Annotated in this window: 10 protein-coding genes and 2 pseudogenes; 8 read left to right on the forward strand and 4 right to left on the reverse strand. The window is 71.8% G+C overall.

Features of this window, described 5'->3' with window-relative positions; translation table 11 throughout:
• Window positions 1-66: 66 nt before the first annotated feature.
• From rimO to ABIE67_RS34130, 5 genes are all read left to right on the forward strand, one after another.
• Window positions 67-1,548, forward strand: a complete 1,482-nt coding sequence (rimO, locus tag ABIE67_RS34110; RefSeq protein WP_370265222.1) for a 30S ribosomal protein S12 methylthiotransferase RimO — start codon at window positions 67-69, stop codon at window positions 1,546-1,548.
• Window positions 1,545-2,309, forward strand: coding sequence for a CDP-diacylglycerol--glycerol-3-phosphate 3-phosphatidyltransferase (pgsA, locus tag ABIE67_RS34115; protein ID WP_370265223.1), 765 nt, complete (start codon window positions 1,545-1,547; stop codon window positions 2,307-2,309). The genes rimO and pgsA overlap by 4 nt, the downstream gene beginning before the upstream one ends.
• On the forward strand, window positions 2,306-2,851 hold the full coding sequence (locus tag ABIE67_RS34120) for a CinA family protein (RefSeq protein WP_370265224.1): 546 nt from the start codon (window positions 2,306-2,308) through the stop codon (window positions 2,849-2,851). The genes pgsA and ABIE67_RS34120 overlap by 4 nt, the downstream gene beginning before the upstream one ends.
• A 109-nt stretch (window positions 2,852-2,960) precedes the next feature.
• Window positions 2,961-3,341, forward strand: coding sequence for a helix-turn-helix domain-containing protein (locus ABIE67_RS34125; protein WP_030046881.1), 381 nt, complete (start codon window positions 2,961-2,963; stop codon window positions 3,339-3,341).
• A 301-nt stretch (window positions 3,342-3,642) separates the two neighbouring features.
• Window positions 3,643-3,921 carry a hypothetical protein gene (locus tag ABIE67_RS34130; RefSeq protein WP_370265225.1) on the forward strand — a complete coding sequence of 93 codons (279 nt, stop codon included), beginning with the start codon at window positions 3,643-3,645 and terminating at the stop codon, window positions 3,919-3,921.
• Here the strand turns inward: ABIE67_RS34130 and ABIE67_RS34135 are convergent.
• The 3 genes and pseudogenes from ABIE67_RS34135 to ABIE67_RS34145 all read right to left on the reverse strand — a co-directional run bounded on the left by ABIE67_RS34135 (window position 3,869) and on the right by ABIE67_RS34145 (window position 10,600).
• Window positions 3,869-4,633, reverse strand: a complete 765-nt coding sequence (locus tag ABIE67_RS34135; protein ID WP_370265226.1) for an SDR family NAD(P)-dependent oxidoreductase — start codon at window positions 4,631-4,633, stop codon at window positions 3,869-3,871. The genes ABIE67_RS34130 and ABIE67_RS34135 overlap by 53 nt on opposite strands.
• A gap of 32 nt (window positions 4,634-4,665) precedes the next feature.
• A complete protein-coding gene (locus tag ABIE67_RS34140; protein WP_370265227.1) occupies window positions 4,666-5,550 on the reverse strand; it encodes an Fpg/Nei family DNA glycosylase in 885 nt (294 codons plus the stop codon).
• A gap of 48 nt (window positions 5,551-5,598) precedes the next feature.
• Window positions 5,599-10,600, reverse strand: a pseudogene (locus ABIE67_RS34145) (ATP-dependent helicase).
• A 141-nt stretch (window positions 10,601-10,741) separates the two neighbouring features.
• Here ABIE67_RS34145 and ABIE67_RS34150 point away from each other — a divergent pair.
• Window positions 10,742-11,056 (forward strand): annotated as a pseudogene (locus tag ABIE67_RS34150) (AzlD domain-containing protein).
• 6 nt (window positions 11,057-11,062) lie between these two features.
• Here the strand turns inward: ABIE67_RS34150 and ABIE67_RS34155 are convergent.
• Complete coding sequence (locus tag ABIE67_RS34155) at window positions 11,063-12,037, reverse strand: hypothetical protein (RefSeq protein ID WP_370265228.1); 975 nt, start codon at window positions 12,035-12,037, stop codon at window positions 11,063-11,065.
• A gap of 80 nt (window positions 12,038-12,117) precedes the next feature.
• Between ABIE67_RS34155 and ABIE67_RS34160 the strand changes: the two genes are divergently transcribed.
• Window positions 12,118-12,312 (forward strand): DUF3046 domain-containing protein, encoded by a 195-nt coding sequence (locus ABIE67_RS34160; RefSeq protein WP_370265229.1) that lies wholly within the window; start codon window positions 12,118-12,120, stop codon window positions 12,310-12,312.
• A gap of 60 nt (window positions 12,313-12,372) precedes the next feature.
• Window positions 12,373-13,710, forward strand: coding sequence for an AI-2E family transporter (locus ABIE67_RS34165; protein WP_370265230.1), 1,338 nt, complete (start codon window positions 12,373-12,375; stop codon window positions 13,708-13,710).
• Window positions 13,711-14,004 lie beyond the last annotated feature (294 nt).

Raw genomic sequence — 14,004 nt, forward strand, 5'->3', positions numbered from 1 at the left:
GGACCGCCGGGGAGGCCCTGACCCCGTCGACGTGGGCTGTCAGTGAGACAAAGTAGTCTTGAGCCCATGCCTGAACGCCGTACCGTCGCACTCGTCACTCTTGGCTGCGCCCGTAACGAGGTGGACTCGGAGGAGCTCGCAGGCCGCTTGGAGGCGGACGGCTGGGACCTCGTGGAGGACGCCGGGGACGCGGATGTCGCCGTCGTCAACACCTGTGGCTTCGTCGACGCCGCCAAGAAGGACTCCGTCGACGCCCTCCTGGAGGCGAACGACCTCAAGGGGCACGGAAGAACCCAGGCCGTCGTGGCGGTGGGCTGCATGGCCGAGCGGTACGGCAAGGAGCTCGCCGAGGCACTCCCCGAGGCCGACGGCGTGCTCGGCTTCGACGACTACGCGAACATCTCGGACCGCCTGCAGACCATCCTGAACGGCGGGATCCACGCCGCCCACACCCCGCGCGACCGGCGCAAGCTGCTGCCGATCAGCCCGGCCGAGCGGCAGGAGTCCGCGGCCGGGGTCGCGCTCCCCGGGCACGCACCCGTGGATCTTCCGGAAGGGCTCGCTCCGGCCTCAGGCCCGCGCGCGCCCCTGCGCCGCCGCCTGGACGGCGCCCCGGTCGCCTCGGTGAAGCTGGCCTCCGGCTGCGACCGGCGCTGCTCCTTCTGCGCCATCCCGTCCTTCCGCGGCTCCTTCATCTCGCGCCGCCCCAGCGACGTGCTGAACGAGACGCGGTGGCTCGCCGAGCAGGGCGTCAAGGAGATCATGCTGGTCTCCGAGAACAACACGTCGTACGGCAAGGACCTGGGCGACATCCGCCTGCTGGAGTCCCTCCTGCCCGAGCTCGCCGAGGTCGACGGCCTCGAGCGGGTCCGCGTCAGCTACCTCCAGCCGGCCGAGATGCGGCCCGGCCTCATCGACGTGCTGACCTCGACGCCGAAGATCGCCCCGTACTTCGACCTGTCCTTCCAGCACTCCGCGCCCGACGTGCTGCGCGCGATGCGCCGCTTCGGTGACACCGACCGCTTCCTGGAGCTGCTCGACACGATCCGCAGCAAGGCCCCCCAGGCCGGTGTGCGCTCCAACTTCATCGTGGGCTTCCCCGGCGAGACCGAGGCCGACCTGGCCGAGCTGGAGCGGTTCCTGAACGGCGCCCGCCTGGATGCAATCGGTGTCTTCGGGTACTCCGACGAGGAGGGCACGGAGGCCGCGACGTACGACAGCAAGCTCCACGAGGACGTCGTAGCCGAACGGCTGGCCCGCGTCTCCCGGCTGGCCGAGGAACTCGTCTCGCAGCGGGCCGAGGAGCGCGTCGGGGAGACCGTGCATGTGCTCGTCGAGTCGGTGGAGGCAGATGACTCGGCGGAGGGCGCGTACGGCCGTGGTGCGCACCAGGCGCCGGAGACGGACGGCCAGGTGCTGCTCACGAGCGGCGCGGGCCTGAGTATCGGTCGTATGGTCGAGGCGAAGGTGGTCGGTACGGAAGGTGTCGACCTGGTGGCCGAGCCGCTGCAGGGCATGCTCTCGTGTAGTGAGGAGGCGGGCAGATGACCGGAGTTCCGGCGTCCGCCGCGGGCGGCTCCTCCCCGGCGGGTGCGGCAGGCAAGGCCGGCGCCGTGAGTTCGTCCAAGGCCGCGGGCCTCAAGGCGGAGGGCGCCGAACCGGGTGTCCCCGGGGGTGCGAAGTCCGCACGCGGCGGGAAGATCGCGGCAGCGGCCGTCAACCAGGCCAGCGTCTGGAACATCGCCAACCTCCTGACCATGCTCCGGCTGGTCCTGGTGCCCGCGTTCGTCGCGCTGATGCTGGCCGACGGCGGGTACGACCCGGCGTGGCGCTCCCTGGCCTGGGCGGCCTTCGCCATCGCCATGATCACCGACCTGTTCGACGGCCACCTGGCGCGGACATACAACCTCGTCACCGACTTCGGGAAGATCGCCGACCCCATCGCCGACAAGGCGATCATGGGGGCGGCGCTGATCTGTCTGTCGGCCCTCGGTGATCTGCCGTGGTGGGTGACGGGCGTCATCCTCGGCCGGGAACTCGGCATCACGCTGCTGCGTTTCATCGTCATCCGGTACGGCGTGATCCCGGCGAGTCGGGGCGGCAAGCTCAAGACCCTCATCCAGGGCGTGGCTGTCGGGATGTACATCCTGGCGCTGACGGGGTGGCTGGCCACTCTGCGCTGGTGGGTGATGGCCGCGGCGGTCGTCCTGACCGTGGTGACCGGGCTCGACTATGTGAGACAAGCCATTGTGCTGCGCAGGCAGGGAATCGCCGAGCGCGAGGCCGCGTTGGAGGAGACGGAAGCGTGAGTTCCCCGGCCGCCGACGTGGTGAGACTACTCGCAGTGAAGGGCGAGACGGTCGCCGTCGCCGAGTCACTGACCGGCGGACTGGTTGCGGCGGAAATGACAGCCGCACCTGGGGCCTCCAAGGCCTTCCGGGGTTCGGTGACCGCCTACGCCACCGAGCTGAAGCATGAGCTGCTCGGCGTCGACGCCACCTTGCTGGAGCAGCACGGAGCAGTGAATCCGCAGGTCGCGGCCCAGATGGCGGTCGGCGTGCGGAAGGCGCTGGGAGCCGACTGGGGCATCGCCACGACCGGCGTCGCGGGGCCCGAGGAGCAGGACGGGCAGCCCGTGGGGACTGTCTTCGTGGCCGTGGACGGACCTGCCGGTCGCGGTTCCGGTTCTGCCGGTGGCGGAAAAGTGGAGGCCCTGCGGTTGAACGGTGACCGCGCGGAAATTCGTATGGAGAGTGTACGGAGCGTACTCGCACTGCTCCTGACGGAGCTTGCGAGCGAACACAGTGGGAATGAGCGGACACAGGATACGGAACGGAACGGGGGGTTTTGATGTTTGCAGCCCTGAGTGAACACGACATCGCTCCCCGCACGGCCGCGGCGCAAGGCGGTACGGTGGGGCGTGAAGGATGCGGCTACGCGGTCCGAGGAGGGAGCCACCGATGATTCTGCTCCGTCGCCTGCTGGGTGACGTGCTGCGTCGGCAGCGCCAGCGCCAGGGCCGTACTCTGCGCGAAGTCTCCTCGTCCGCCCGAGTCTCACTCGGCTATCTCTCCGAGGTGGAGCGGGGGCAGAAGGAGGCTTCCTCCGAGCTGCTCGCCGCGATCTGCGACGCGCTGGACGTACGGATGTCCGAGCTCATGCGGGAAGTGAGCGACGAGCTCGCCCTCGCCGAGCTGGCCCAGTCTGCTGCGGCCACCCCCAGCGAGCCTGTACCGGCATCGGTCCGTCCGATGCTGGGTTCCGTGTCGGTGACCGGTGTGCCACCGGAACGGGTGACCATCAAGGCGCCTTCCGAGGCGGTGGACGTGGTCGCCGCCTGACGGTGGCCACGGTGCGCGTGGTCTGACCACGCGCTGAGGAATTGTGTGAGGCCCCGGCCCGGGCTTCCCCAGGGAGATCTGGGGAAGTGCGGTCGGGGTTTCGTGCTGTGCGGGTGGCCTTCGAGTCCGTCTCCACGGTCCGCCCGGTCCGTTTGCCGGTGTGTGGCCCGGCGGTCATGGTGGAGGGTGTGACGGCGCCTGACGCGCTGTGACGACGTTGGCCCGCGCTGCATCCGTGTGCCGCTGGTGCGCCCTCCCGGCGGGTGAACGGGCGGCCTGGCCTCGGGCTGGAGGTGAGCGGATGGCACGGCCGATAGCGCGCTGGGGGGTGACTCTCGCGCTCGGGGCGCTGTGGTGGTGGGCCGTGCTACGGCTCGCGCTGGCGCCCGGCGCGGGGGCGCTGGAGGCGGCCGTCGCCGCGGGAGGGTGGGGGTTGAGCCTGCTGCCGGTGCACTGTGTGCCGAAGGCGCGGGCCGCGGGAGCCGTCGACTCGCGCCGGTGGGCTCACGCCTGGCAGACGGGGCGGACTACCACGGCATCGCCACACCGCCGTTCGGACGCAGGATCTGCCCCGTGGTGAACGACGAGGCGTCGGACGCCAGGTGAAGCACCGCGTGCGCGATGTCCTCCGGTTCGCCGACCCGGCCGAGTGGTGACATCCGGGCCATGAACGCCTCGGTCTGTGTCTGTGCGGCGGTGTCGTGGCGGTCGGTCATGGGGGTGCGTATCCAGCCCGGGGCGACCGCGTTGACGCGGATGCCGTGCGGGCCCATCTCCGTCGCGAGCGTCTTCGTCAGCTGTACGACGGCCGCCTTGGCGGCGCCGTAGCAGAGCAGGCCGGGGCCGCCGGTGTCCACGGCGCCCGAGGTCATGGTGATGATGCTGCCCCTGCGGCGCTGGGCGAGCATCGCGCGGGCCGCCTCCTGGCAGGCGTACAGCACTCCCTTGAAGTTGACGTTCAGTACTCGGTCGAGGTCCTCGTCGCGGGTCTCCAGGACCGGGCTGCTGTGCATGATCCCGGCGACCGCGGCCATCACGTCGAGTCGCTCGCAGGAGGCGACGGCCCGGCGGAGCTGTTCGCGGTCGGTGACGTCGAGGTGGTGGGTGCGGGCGGTGCCGCCGCTCGCCTTGATCAGGGTCGCCGTGTCGTGCAGGCCCTGGGCGTCACGGTCGGCGCAGTGCACGGCGGCGCCGGCTTCGGCGAACAGAACGGCCGAGGCGCGGCCGATGCCGCTGGCGGCGCCGGTGACGAATGCGGTGCGTCCGGTGAGGTCGTACGCCTTGACGGCCATGAGTGGACGGTACGAGTGCTTCTGACGGGCCGTCAACTGGTCGTGCGGCGTGGAGGGCTGGGTCCTCCGGAGTCCCGGGCGGTGCGGGGAGCCGTGCGTGAGGCGGCGGCGCTCGGGGCCGGGCCCGCCTGGCAGTTCGGGCACCAGTAGGTGGGGCGCTCGCGGGAGCCGTCGCCCTGGTCGGCCGCGCGGATCGGGGTGGCGCAGCGTAGACAGGGGCGGTTGGCCCGGCCGTACACGAAGAGGTCCTGGCCGCGGCGACCCGTCGTACTGCGGATGGGGCGGTCGCGGTTGGCTTCCAGGAGTTTCTTGGCGAGTACGGGCAGTTGGGCGGTGTGCTCGGCGGGGAGCGCGCCGACGGGGAGCCAGGGGGTGACGCGGAGCAGGAAGCAGAGCTCGCTTTTGTAGACATTGCCGATGCCGGCGAGGTTGCGTTGGTCCAGCAGGGCCTCACCGAGCGCGCGGGCGGGGTCCGCCAGAAGGTTGGCGAGGGCGCGGTCGGGGGACCAGTCCGGGCCCAGCAGGTCGGGGCCGAGGTGGCCGACGGCGCGGTCTTCCTCGGCGGTGCGCAGGAGGTCGAGGACGGGAAGGCGGTAGCCGACGGCCGTGCGGGCGGGACGGGCGTCGGCGGCGGCGAGGATCAGGCGGATCTGGTGGGCGGGGCCGCCCGTCCAGCGCTGCCGGTCGGAGTACACCTGCCAGGAGCCTTCCATCCCGAGGTGAGTGTGGACTGTCAGGCCGCCTTCGACGCGGGTGAGGAGGTGTTTGCCGCGCGGGGTGACGTCCAGGACGGTACGGCCGGTGAGGTCGATGGTGGCGAACTTCGGCACCCGGAAGTCGCTGAGGGTCAGCACCTCGCCCGCGAGGGCCGTGCGCAGCCGTTTCGCGGTTTGCCAGACCGTGTCTCCTTCGGGCATGGGTCAAGGGTGGCACGCGGTGGGCGCGGGCATCTGGGGGGGCTTGGCTCAGGCGCGTAGCCGCAGGCCGCGCGGTGTCGCGATGAAGCCCGCTCCCTCCAGGAGGGTGCCTATGGGGGACGTCAGCGCCGACGCGCCGTTCACTCGCTCCACCGTGACCGTGCCGAGGGAGCCGGCGCGGGCTGCCGCGGCGAGGGCCTCCGCCGCCGCGTGCAGGCGGGGGTCGTCGGTGGGCTCGGTGTCCGGGGCGGCGGGCCAGGCCAGCAGTGTCTTGCCGCCGCGCTCCATGTAGAGGGTCAGCTCGCCCTCGACGAGCACCACGAGGGAGCCCGCCTTGCGGCCCGGCTTGTGCCCGGCGCCGGTGGGGGGCTCGGGCCAGGCCAGGGCGGCGCCGTACGCGTTCGCCGGGTCGGCGGCGGCGAGGACGACGGTTCGGGTGTCGGCGGCGGGGCGGGTGCGGTGGGGGGCGGAGCCGTACGGGGTGCCGCCGTTTTGCCACGCGGGGCCTTGGGGGGTGCGGCGGCCGCCCCGAGGGGCGACGTCGCGCGGCGAGACGTAGTCGCCCGGTCCGAGGTGGGCGTCCAGGAAGTCGTGGTCGAGGTCGGGGATGTCGTAGGTGGGGGTGCCGTCCGGGTTGTCGTATGCGGGGGTGTTCCCCTGGCCGGCCACGGGGGTGCGGGAGTCTTCGGACGAGCCGAAGTCGCCGGTGCTGCCGAAACCGTCGGAGGCCCCGAATGGGTCAGGTGCGCCGAAGCCCTCAGGGGCGCCCTTGGTGTCGCGAGCGGCTGGGCCGGGCAACCCCTCGCCCCGCTCTCGGGCGTTGGCCACCGCGCGCAGGCGGTCCACCGCGCCGTCCATGGCGAACTGCGCTGCGCCGAGCCCCTCGACCACGTAACCGCGCCGCGCCTGGCCGCTGTCCTCGAACGCGGACAGGATGCGGTACGTCGCCGAGAAGCCGCCCTCGACGCCCTCCGCGGTGACCGCTCCCCGGGTCACCACGCCGTGTCGGTCGAGGAGGGTGCGGGCCAGGGCATGAGCCCGCACGGTCGGGTCCGACTCGTGGGCCGGGAGCAGGGACCAGCGGCCGGCGACGGTCGGCGGGCCCGTGCGGGAGGCGGGGCGGGCGGCGGCCGTGAGGGATCCGTAGCGTCCGCGCGGGACCGTGCGCTTGGCGCGGTGGGCGGTGGAGCCCGCGGTGCGGCCGGAGCCCAGCAGGGAGCGCATGGGGGCGAGCGTGTCGTTGGTCAGACGGCCCGACCAGGCCAGATCCCAGAGGGTGTCGGCGAGTTGGGGGTCGGTGGCGTCGGGGTGGGTGGTGGCGCGGACCTGGTCGGCAATCTGGCGGAAGAACAGGCCGTAGCCCCCGGACAGGGCGTCCAGGACGGACTGGTGCAGTGCCGTCAGCTCCAGGGGATGGGGCTGTGGCAGGAGCAGGGGGGCCGCGTCCGCCATATAGAGGGAGACCCAGCCGTCCTTGCCGGGGAGCGAGCCCGCTCCGGACCAGACGACCTCGCCGGCGGAGGTCAGTTCGTCGAGCATCGCGGGGGTGTAGTTCGCCACGCGGGACGGCAGGACGAGCTTCTCCAGGGCGGACGCGGGCACGGACGCGCCCTGCAACTGCTCGATGGCGCGGACCAGTCCGTCGATGCCGCGCAGCCCGTGGCCCTTGCCGATGTGCTGCCACTGCGGGAGGAACTGTGCGAGTGCGGCCGGTGGCACCGGTTCCAGTTCATGACGCAGGGCGGCGAGGGAGCGGCGGCGGAGGCGGCGCAGGACCGTGGCGTCGCACCACTCCTGGCCGATGCCGGCCGGATGGAACTCGCCCTGTACGACACGGCCGCTCGCCGCCAGCCGATGGAGGGGCACCGTCCGTGACCGCCGCCCCCAGGCCGAAGCGGGCCGCCGCTGTGGCCGAGGTGAACGGGCCGTGGGTGCGGGCATAGCGGGCGAGGAGGTCGCCGAGCGGGTCCTTGACCGGTTCGGTGAAGGCCTCGGGAACGCCGACCGGCAGGGCTGTGCCGAGGGCGTCGCGGAGGCGCCCGGCGTCCTCGATCGCCGCCCAGTGGTCGGTGCCGGCGATGCGGACCTTGATGGCGCGGCGGGCACCGGCCAGCTCCTGGGCCCAGTGCGGTTCGGCGCCCCGTTCCGCCAGTTCGACATCGGTGAGGGGGCCGAGGAGGCGCAGGACGTCCGCGACGCCCTCCGTGTCCTTGACGCGGCGGTCCTCGGTCAGCCACTGGAGTTCTCGCTCCAGTTCGGTCAGGACCTCGGCGTCGAGCAGCTCGCGCAGCTCCGCCTGGCCGAGCAGCTCCGCCAGCAGCCGCGAGTCCAGCGACAGGGCCGCGGCGCGGCGCTCGGCGAGCGGGGAGTCCCCCTCGTACAGGAACTGGGCGACGTAACCGAAGAGGAGGGAGCGGGCGAAGGGGGATGGCTCGGGGGTGGTGACCTCGACGAGGCGTACCTTGCGGGATTCGAGGTCGCCCATCAGCTCGACGAGTCCGGGGACGTCGAAGACGTCCTGGAGGCACTCGCGAACCGCCTCCAGGACGATCGGGAACGAACCGAACTCACTGGCCACCTGGAGCAGTTGGGCGGCGCGCTGGCGCTGCTGCCACAGCGGGGTGCGCTTGCCGGGGTTGCGGCGCGGCAGCAGCAGCGCGCGTGCGGCGCACTCGCGGAAGCGGGACGCGAACAGGGCCGAGCCGCCGACCTGGTCGGTGACGACCTGGTCGACGTCGCCCTTGTCGAAGACGACGTCCGCCGCGCCGACGGGTGCCTGGTCGGCGTCGTACTCCCGGCCGGCCTTCGTCGGTTCCTGGTCCAGGAGGTCCAGGCCCATGAGGTCGGCGTCCGGCAGGCGCAGCACGATGCCGTCGTCGGCGTGCATGACCTGCGCGTCCATTCCGTACCGCTCGGAGAGCTTCGCTCCGAGTGCGAGCGCCCAGGGGGCGTGGACCTGGGCGCCGAAGGGGGAGTGCACGACGACGCGCCAGTCGCCGAGTTCGTCGCGGAAACGCTCTACGACGATCGTGCGGTCGTCCGGGACGTGGCCGCAGGCCTCGCGCTGCTCGTCGAGGTAGGACAGCACGTTGTCGGCCGCCCAGGCGTCCAGGCCGGCCGTGAGGAGGCGCAGGCGGGCGTCGTCCTTGGGCAGCGAGCCGACCTCGCGCAGGAACGCGCCCACCGCGCGGCCCAGTTCGAGCGGGCGGCCCAGCTGGTCACCCTTCCAGAAGGGGAGACGGCCCGGCACGCCCGGAGCGGGGGATACGAGGACGCGGTCGCGCGTGATGTCCTCGATGCGCCAGGAACTGGTACCCAGCGTGAAGACATCGCCGACGCGGGACTCGTAGACCATCTCCTCGTCGAGTTCACCGACCCTGCCGCCGCCCTTCTTGGGGTCCGCTCCGGCGAGGAAGACACCGAAGAGGCCGCGGTCGGGGATGGTGCCCCCGGACGTGACCGCGAGGCGCTGGGCGCCGGGGCGGCCGGTGATCGTGCCGGCGACCCGGTCCCAGACCACGCGCGGGCGAAGCTCGGCGAAGGCGTCGGACGGGTAGCGGCCGGCGAGCATGTCGAGCACCGCGGTGAACGCGGACTCGGGGAGGGACGCGAAGGGGGCGGCTCGGCGGACGGTGGCGAGGAGGTCGTCGAACTGCCAGGTGTCCATCGCCGTCATGGCCACGACTTGCTGGGCGAGGACGTCCAGCGGGTTGGCCGGGACCTTGAGGGACTCGATGGAACCGGTGCGCATCCGCTCGGTGACCACGGCTGCCTGGACCAGATCGCCGCGGTACTTCGGGAAGACGACGCCGGTGGAGACCGCGCCCACCTGGTGGCCCGCGCGGCCGACACGCTGGAGACCGGAGGCGACCGACGGGGGTGACTCGACCTGGACCACCAGGTCGACCGCGCCCATGTCGATGCCCAGTTCGAGGCTGGACGTGGCCACGACTGCCGGGAGGCGGCCCGCCTTGAGGTCCTCCTCGACCAGGGCGCGCTGTTCCTTGGAGACCGAGCCGTGGTGGGCGCGGGCGATGACCGGGGGTGCGCCCTGGACCGCGCCCGAGCCGCCCATGAGCTGGGCCGGGGCGTGGTGCTCGTCCAGGGTTTCGCCGGTGGCGCGCTCGTAGGCGATCTCGTTGAGGCGGTTGCAGAGGCGTTCCGCGAGGCGGCGGGAGTTGGCGAAGACGATGGTGGAGCGGTGGGCCTGGACGAGGTCGGTGATGCGTTCTTCGACGTGGGGCCAGATCGAGGGGCGTTCCGCGCCTTCCGTGCCGTCGGCGACCGGGGAGCCGGCGAGCTCGCCGAGATCTTCGACGGGGACCACGACCGAGAGGTCGAACTCCTTGCCCGACTTCGGCTGGACGATCTCCACCTTGCGGCGAGGGGAGAGATAGCGGGCGATCTCGTCGACCGGGCGGACGGTCGCGGAGAGGCCGATGCGGCGGGCCGGCTTCGGGAGGAGCTCGTCCAGGCGCTCCAGGGTCAGCGAGAGGTGGGCGCCGCGCTTGGTGCCCGCCACCGCGTGGACCTCGTCGAGGATCACCGTCTCGATGCCGGTCAGGGCGTCCCGTGTGGCCGACGTCAGCATCAGGAACAGGGACTCGGGGGTCGTGATGAGGATGTCCGGGGGGCGGGTCGAGAGGGCCCGGCGCTCCGCGGCGGGGGTGTCGCCCGAGCGGATGCCGACCTTCACCTCGGGTTCGGGCAGGCCCAGGCGCACGGATTCCTGGCGGATACCGGTCAGGGGGCTGCGGAGGTTGCGCTCCACGTCGACGGCCAGGGCCTTGAGGGGGGAGACGTACAGGACTCGGCAGCGCTTCTTGGGATCGGCCGGTGGGGGTGTGGAGGCGAGCTGGTCGAGGGCGGCGAGGAACGCGGCCAGCGTTTTGCCGGAGCCGGTGGGGGCTACGACCAGCACGTCCGAGCCCTCGTTGATGGCCTGCCACGCGCCTGCCTGGGCTGCGGTGGGCGCGGAGAACGCGCCCGTGAACCAGCCGCGGGTTGCGGGGGAGAAGCCGTCGAGGGCTCGGTGCGGGTTGCTGACCATGCGTCCATCCTGCACCCGGGGACTGACAATGGGGCTGAGCTGGGAAATGGCTTCGGTATACGGGGTTGGCCGGGGTGCGCGTGGCTGCCTGCGGCGGCCTGTCGGCTTCGGTGGGGTGGGCGTAGCGCCTCCGGGTGCGTTGTGAGTCGGGGCCGCGTCGCGGCGGCCGCGGTCAACGGACTGCCGCCCGCCGCGAGCGCGGGAGCGTTGGAGAGGCCTGTTGTACGGCGTCTTGTCGTATGGCGTCTTGCCGCCCTGTGTTGCCCGTCGCCCTCCTTGCCGCCCTCACGGCTCAGCAGACGTTCGGGGACGGGCATGAGTTGGTGCTGGACGCGAGGGCGGCTGGAGTTGCCGCGGCTGCTGTGGCGCTCGTCCTGCGGGCCGCGGACCCCGTTCCTGCTTGTCGTCGCGGCGGCCGTGGTGGTGACGGCAGGGGTGCGTTCTCTGGGTGGGTGAGGCTTGTCAGCCGATGTGGCGGCCGTACGCGCGGAGCGTGCGTAAGGCCTCGATCGTCGCCATGGGGCGTGCCTCCAGTGTGTTGCCCGGCGCCCACCGGCGCTGGGGGTACCACCCACGCGTCGAGCAGTGGGGGAGGACCGGCCAGCCGCCGTCCTGCTGCTGCCCACTGGCGAGGTGGTCGAGGGAGCGGTTCATCTCGTCGTCCGTGAACCACGCGCGCGCGAAGGAGCGCGGTGTCCGCGCGTAGTCGTGCGGGAAGTGGTGCTCGTCGGGGCCGTAGCCGGGGGAGACCGGGGACGCGTCGAGGTTGTCCGGGTCCAGTGCCGCGAGGCCCTGGTCGCGCACCAGACGGCCCAGACGGTCGGCTGCCGCCTCCGCGCGCGGGCGGTCCGGAGCGGAGTCCAGGAAGGCCACGGCGGCCTCGATCTCGTACGGATGGGACTTCTCCAGCGACTCGACCGCCTGCCAGCAGAAGTCCGTGGCCCGGAACAGCCAGGCGTGCCACACCTCGTTGCGATGCAGCAGACCGACGACCGGCCCGGTGGCCAGGAGTGAGCTGGGTGCGTCTTCCACGATCGGGATGGAGGGGGCCGCGGGGTAGCCGCGCTGGCCGGGGTGGATCGCCGGGAGGGCGCCGTCCGGGGTGGAGACCGAGGTGAGGTAGCGGCATACGCGGTCCACGCGCTGTCCGCCGCAGCGTTCGATGGCGTCCAGTACGTGGAGTGCGTGACCGGTGTGCAGCGGCTGGCTGACCGGGCCACGCAGGTCCGGTTCCAGAGCGTGGCCGTATCCGCCGTCCTCGTTGCGGTAGGCGTCCAGCGCGGTCTCGACCGGGTCGGCGGCGCCGTTCAGGAAGTGGTACGCGAAGAGGCGCTGTTCGAGCACGCGCGCGGTGAGCCAGACGAACTGCTCGGCGCGGAAGAGCGGGGAGCGCGCCGGGGGCGTCGGGGGGAGAGGGGAAGCTCCGGTTTCGGGCATGCGACAGACCGTAGGGCGGAAAGCGGTCTCGACAAGGGGTCCCGGCGCAGGCCCACTCTCAGGGGCGGGATACTGGACGCATGCGGTTGACGGTCTTCTGGGAGCGGATGGCGGACCATTTCGGTCCGGGAAACGCCGACACCTTCGCGCGCGACCATGTGATGTCGGAGCTCGGGGGGCGCACGGTGCACGAGGCGCTGAACTCCGGCTGGGAGGCCAAGGACGTATGGCGTGTGGTCTGCGCCGTCATGAACGTTCCGGGTGAGAAGCGCTGACCGGTCACGAAGATCGCAGGACGGCAGCCGGGTGTCGGTGGCGTGGGCGACACTTGCTCCGTGGCACGCACTGACGAGACCGGGCAGCCCGCCCGGCACGGATCGCCGTTCGGCACGACGCCGCCCACCCCACCGCCGGGCGAGGGCGCCGCCGGGCCGGACGCCCGCATGCCTCGTTGGCTTCCGCGTGCCCTGGTGCTCGCGCTGGCCCTCGTCGGTGCGTTCCAGCTGGGCAGCTGGGCCTTTCACCAGCTCACCGGGCTGCTGATCAACATCCTCATCGCGTTCTTCCTGGCCCTGGCCATCGAGCCGGCGGTGAGCTGGATGGCCTCGCGCGGTATGCGTCGGGGACTGGCCACCGGCATCGTCTTCCTCGCCGTGATCATCGGGTCTGCCGGGTTCGTGACGCTGATGGGGTCCATGCTCGCGGGCCAGATCGTCAAGATCGTCGAGGACTTCCCGGAATACCTCGACTCGGTCATCAACTGGATCAACGCGCACTTCAACACCGAGCTGCGCCGTGTGGACGTCCAAGAGGGCCTGCTCCGTTCCGACTGGCTGCGCAACTACGTGCAGAACAGCGCCACCGGGGTCCTGGCCGTGTCCGCCCAGGTCCTCGGCGGTCTCTTCCAGCTGCTGACGGTCACGCTGTTCTCGTTCTACTTCGCCGCGGACGGCCCGCGACTGCGCCGCGCGCTGTGCTCCGTACTGCCGCCCGCCAAGCAGGCCGAGGTGCTGCGCGCGTGGGAGATCGCCGTCACCAAGACCGGCGGCTACCTGTACTCGCGCGGCCTTATGGCGCTCGTCTCCGGCGTAGCCCACTACATCCTGCTGGCGAGCCTGGACGTGCCGTACGCGCCCGTGCTCGCCGTGTGGGTCGGCCTGGTCTCGCAGTTCATCCCCACCATCGGCACGTATCTCGCGGGCGCCCTGCCCATGCTGATCGCGTTCACGGTCGATCCCTGGTACGCGCTGTGGGTGCTGATCTTCGTCGTGGTCTACCAGCAGTTCGAGAACTACGTTCTCCAGCCCAAGCTGACCTCGAAGACCGTCGACATCCACCCCGCGGTCGCATTCGGGGCGGTCGTCGCGGGCACTGCCCTACTCGGCGCGGTGGGCGCGTTGATCGCCATCCCGGCGATCGCCACGCTGCAGGCGTTCCTGGGGGCGTACGTGAAGCGTTACGACGTCACTGACGATCCCCGGGTCCATGGGCACCGGGGGCAGGGAGCGGGGCGGGGTCTGGTCAATCGTGCGCGTGCTCTGTGGGCCCCGCGGCGGCCGGGACTGGCGAAGCCGCGGCGGAAGGCGGGCAACTCCGGGGAGAGCCCCACGGGAGACTCCGGCGAAAGCTCCACGGGAGATTCTGGGGAGAGCTCCACGGGGAACTCCGGCTGAGGAGAGCGTGCGGGCCTGCTGGGGTGCGCTGGTCCGCCGGAGAGTGTGCGGTCGCCGGGGTGCCGGTGCGGTCTGCCCGGGGGTGACCGCACGGGCAGGCTGGTGCGGTCTGCCCGGAGGGTGGCCGCCCGGGATCCGGGGCCGTGTCGGGCCGCGAACGTAGTCTCGTAGGTGGGCGCATGGTGCGCTTGACACAAAAATCGAACATCCATTCTTATGGAGGCGCCGGCGAGACACTCGGCGGGCATTTCGCCACGGTTTCGATGGAGAAGTTCCCGAGTTATCCACAGGCCG

Origin of the sequence: Streptomyces sp. V4I8, assembly GCF_041261225.1 — a bacterium.
Taxonomy (GTDB): Bacteria; Actinomycetota; Actinomycetes; order Streptomycetales; family Streptomycetaceae; genus Streptomyces.

Bases quoted from the DNA above. Each gene is read 5' to 3' on its own strand.
- rimO (WP_370265222.1), top strand. From the start codon at position 67: ATGCCTGAACGCCGTACCGTCGCACTCGTCACTCTTGGCTGCGCCCGT.
- pgsA (WP_370265223.1), top strand. From the start codon at position 1,545: ATGACCGGAGTTCCGGCGTCCGCCGCGGGCGGCTCCTCCCCGGCGGGT.
- ABIE67_RS34125 (WP_030046881.1), top strand. From the start codon at position 2,961: ATGATTCTGCTCCGTCGCCTGCTGGGTGACGTGCTGCGTCGGCAGCGC.
- ABIE67_RS34130 (WP_370265225.1), top strand. From the start codon at position 3,643: ATGGCACGGCCGATAGCGCGCTGGGGGGTGACTCTCGCGCTCGGGGCG.
- ABIE67_RS34135 (WP_370265226.1), bottom strand. From the start codon at position 4,633: ATGGCCGTCAAGGCGTACGACCTCACCGGACGCACCGCATTCGTCACC.
- ABIE67_RS34140 (WP_370265227.1), bottom strand. From the start codon at position 5,550: ATGCCCGAAGGAGACACGGTCTGGCAAACCGCGAAACGGCTGCGCACG.
- ABIE67_RS34155 (WP_370265228.1), bottom strand. From the start codon at position 12,037: ATGCCCGAAACCGGAGCTTCCCCTCTCCCCCCGACGCCCCCGGCGCGC.
- ABIE67_RS34160 (WP_370265229.1), top strand. From the start codon at position 12,118: ATGCGGTTGACGGTCTTCTGGGAGCGGATGGCGGACCATTTCGGTCCG.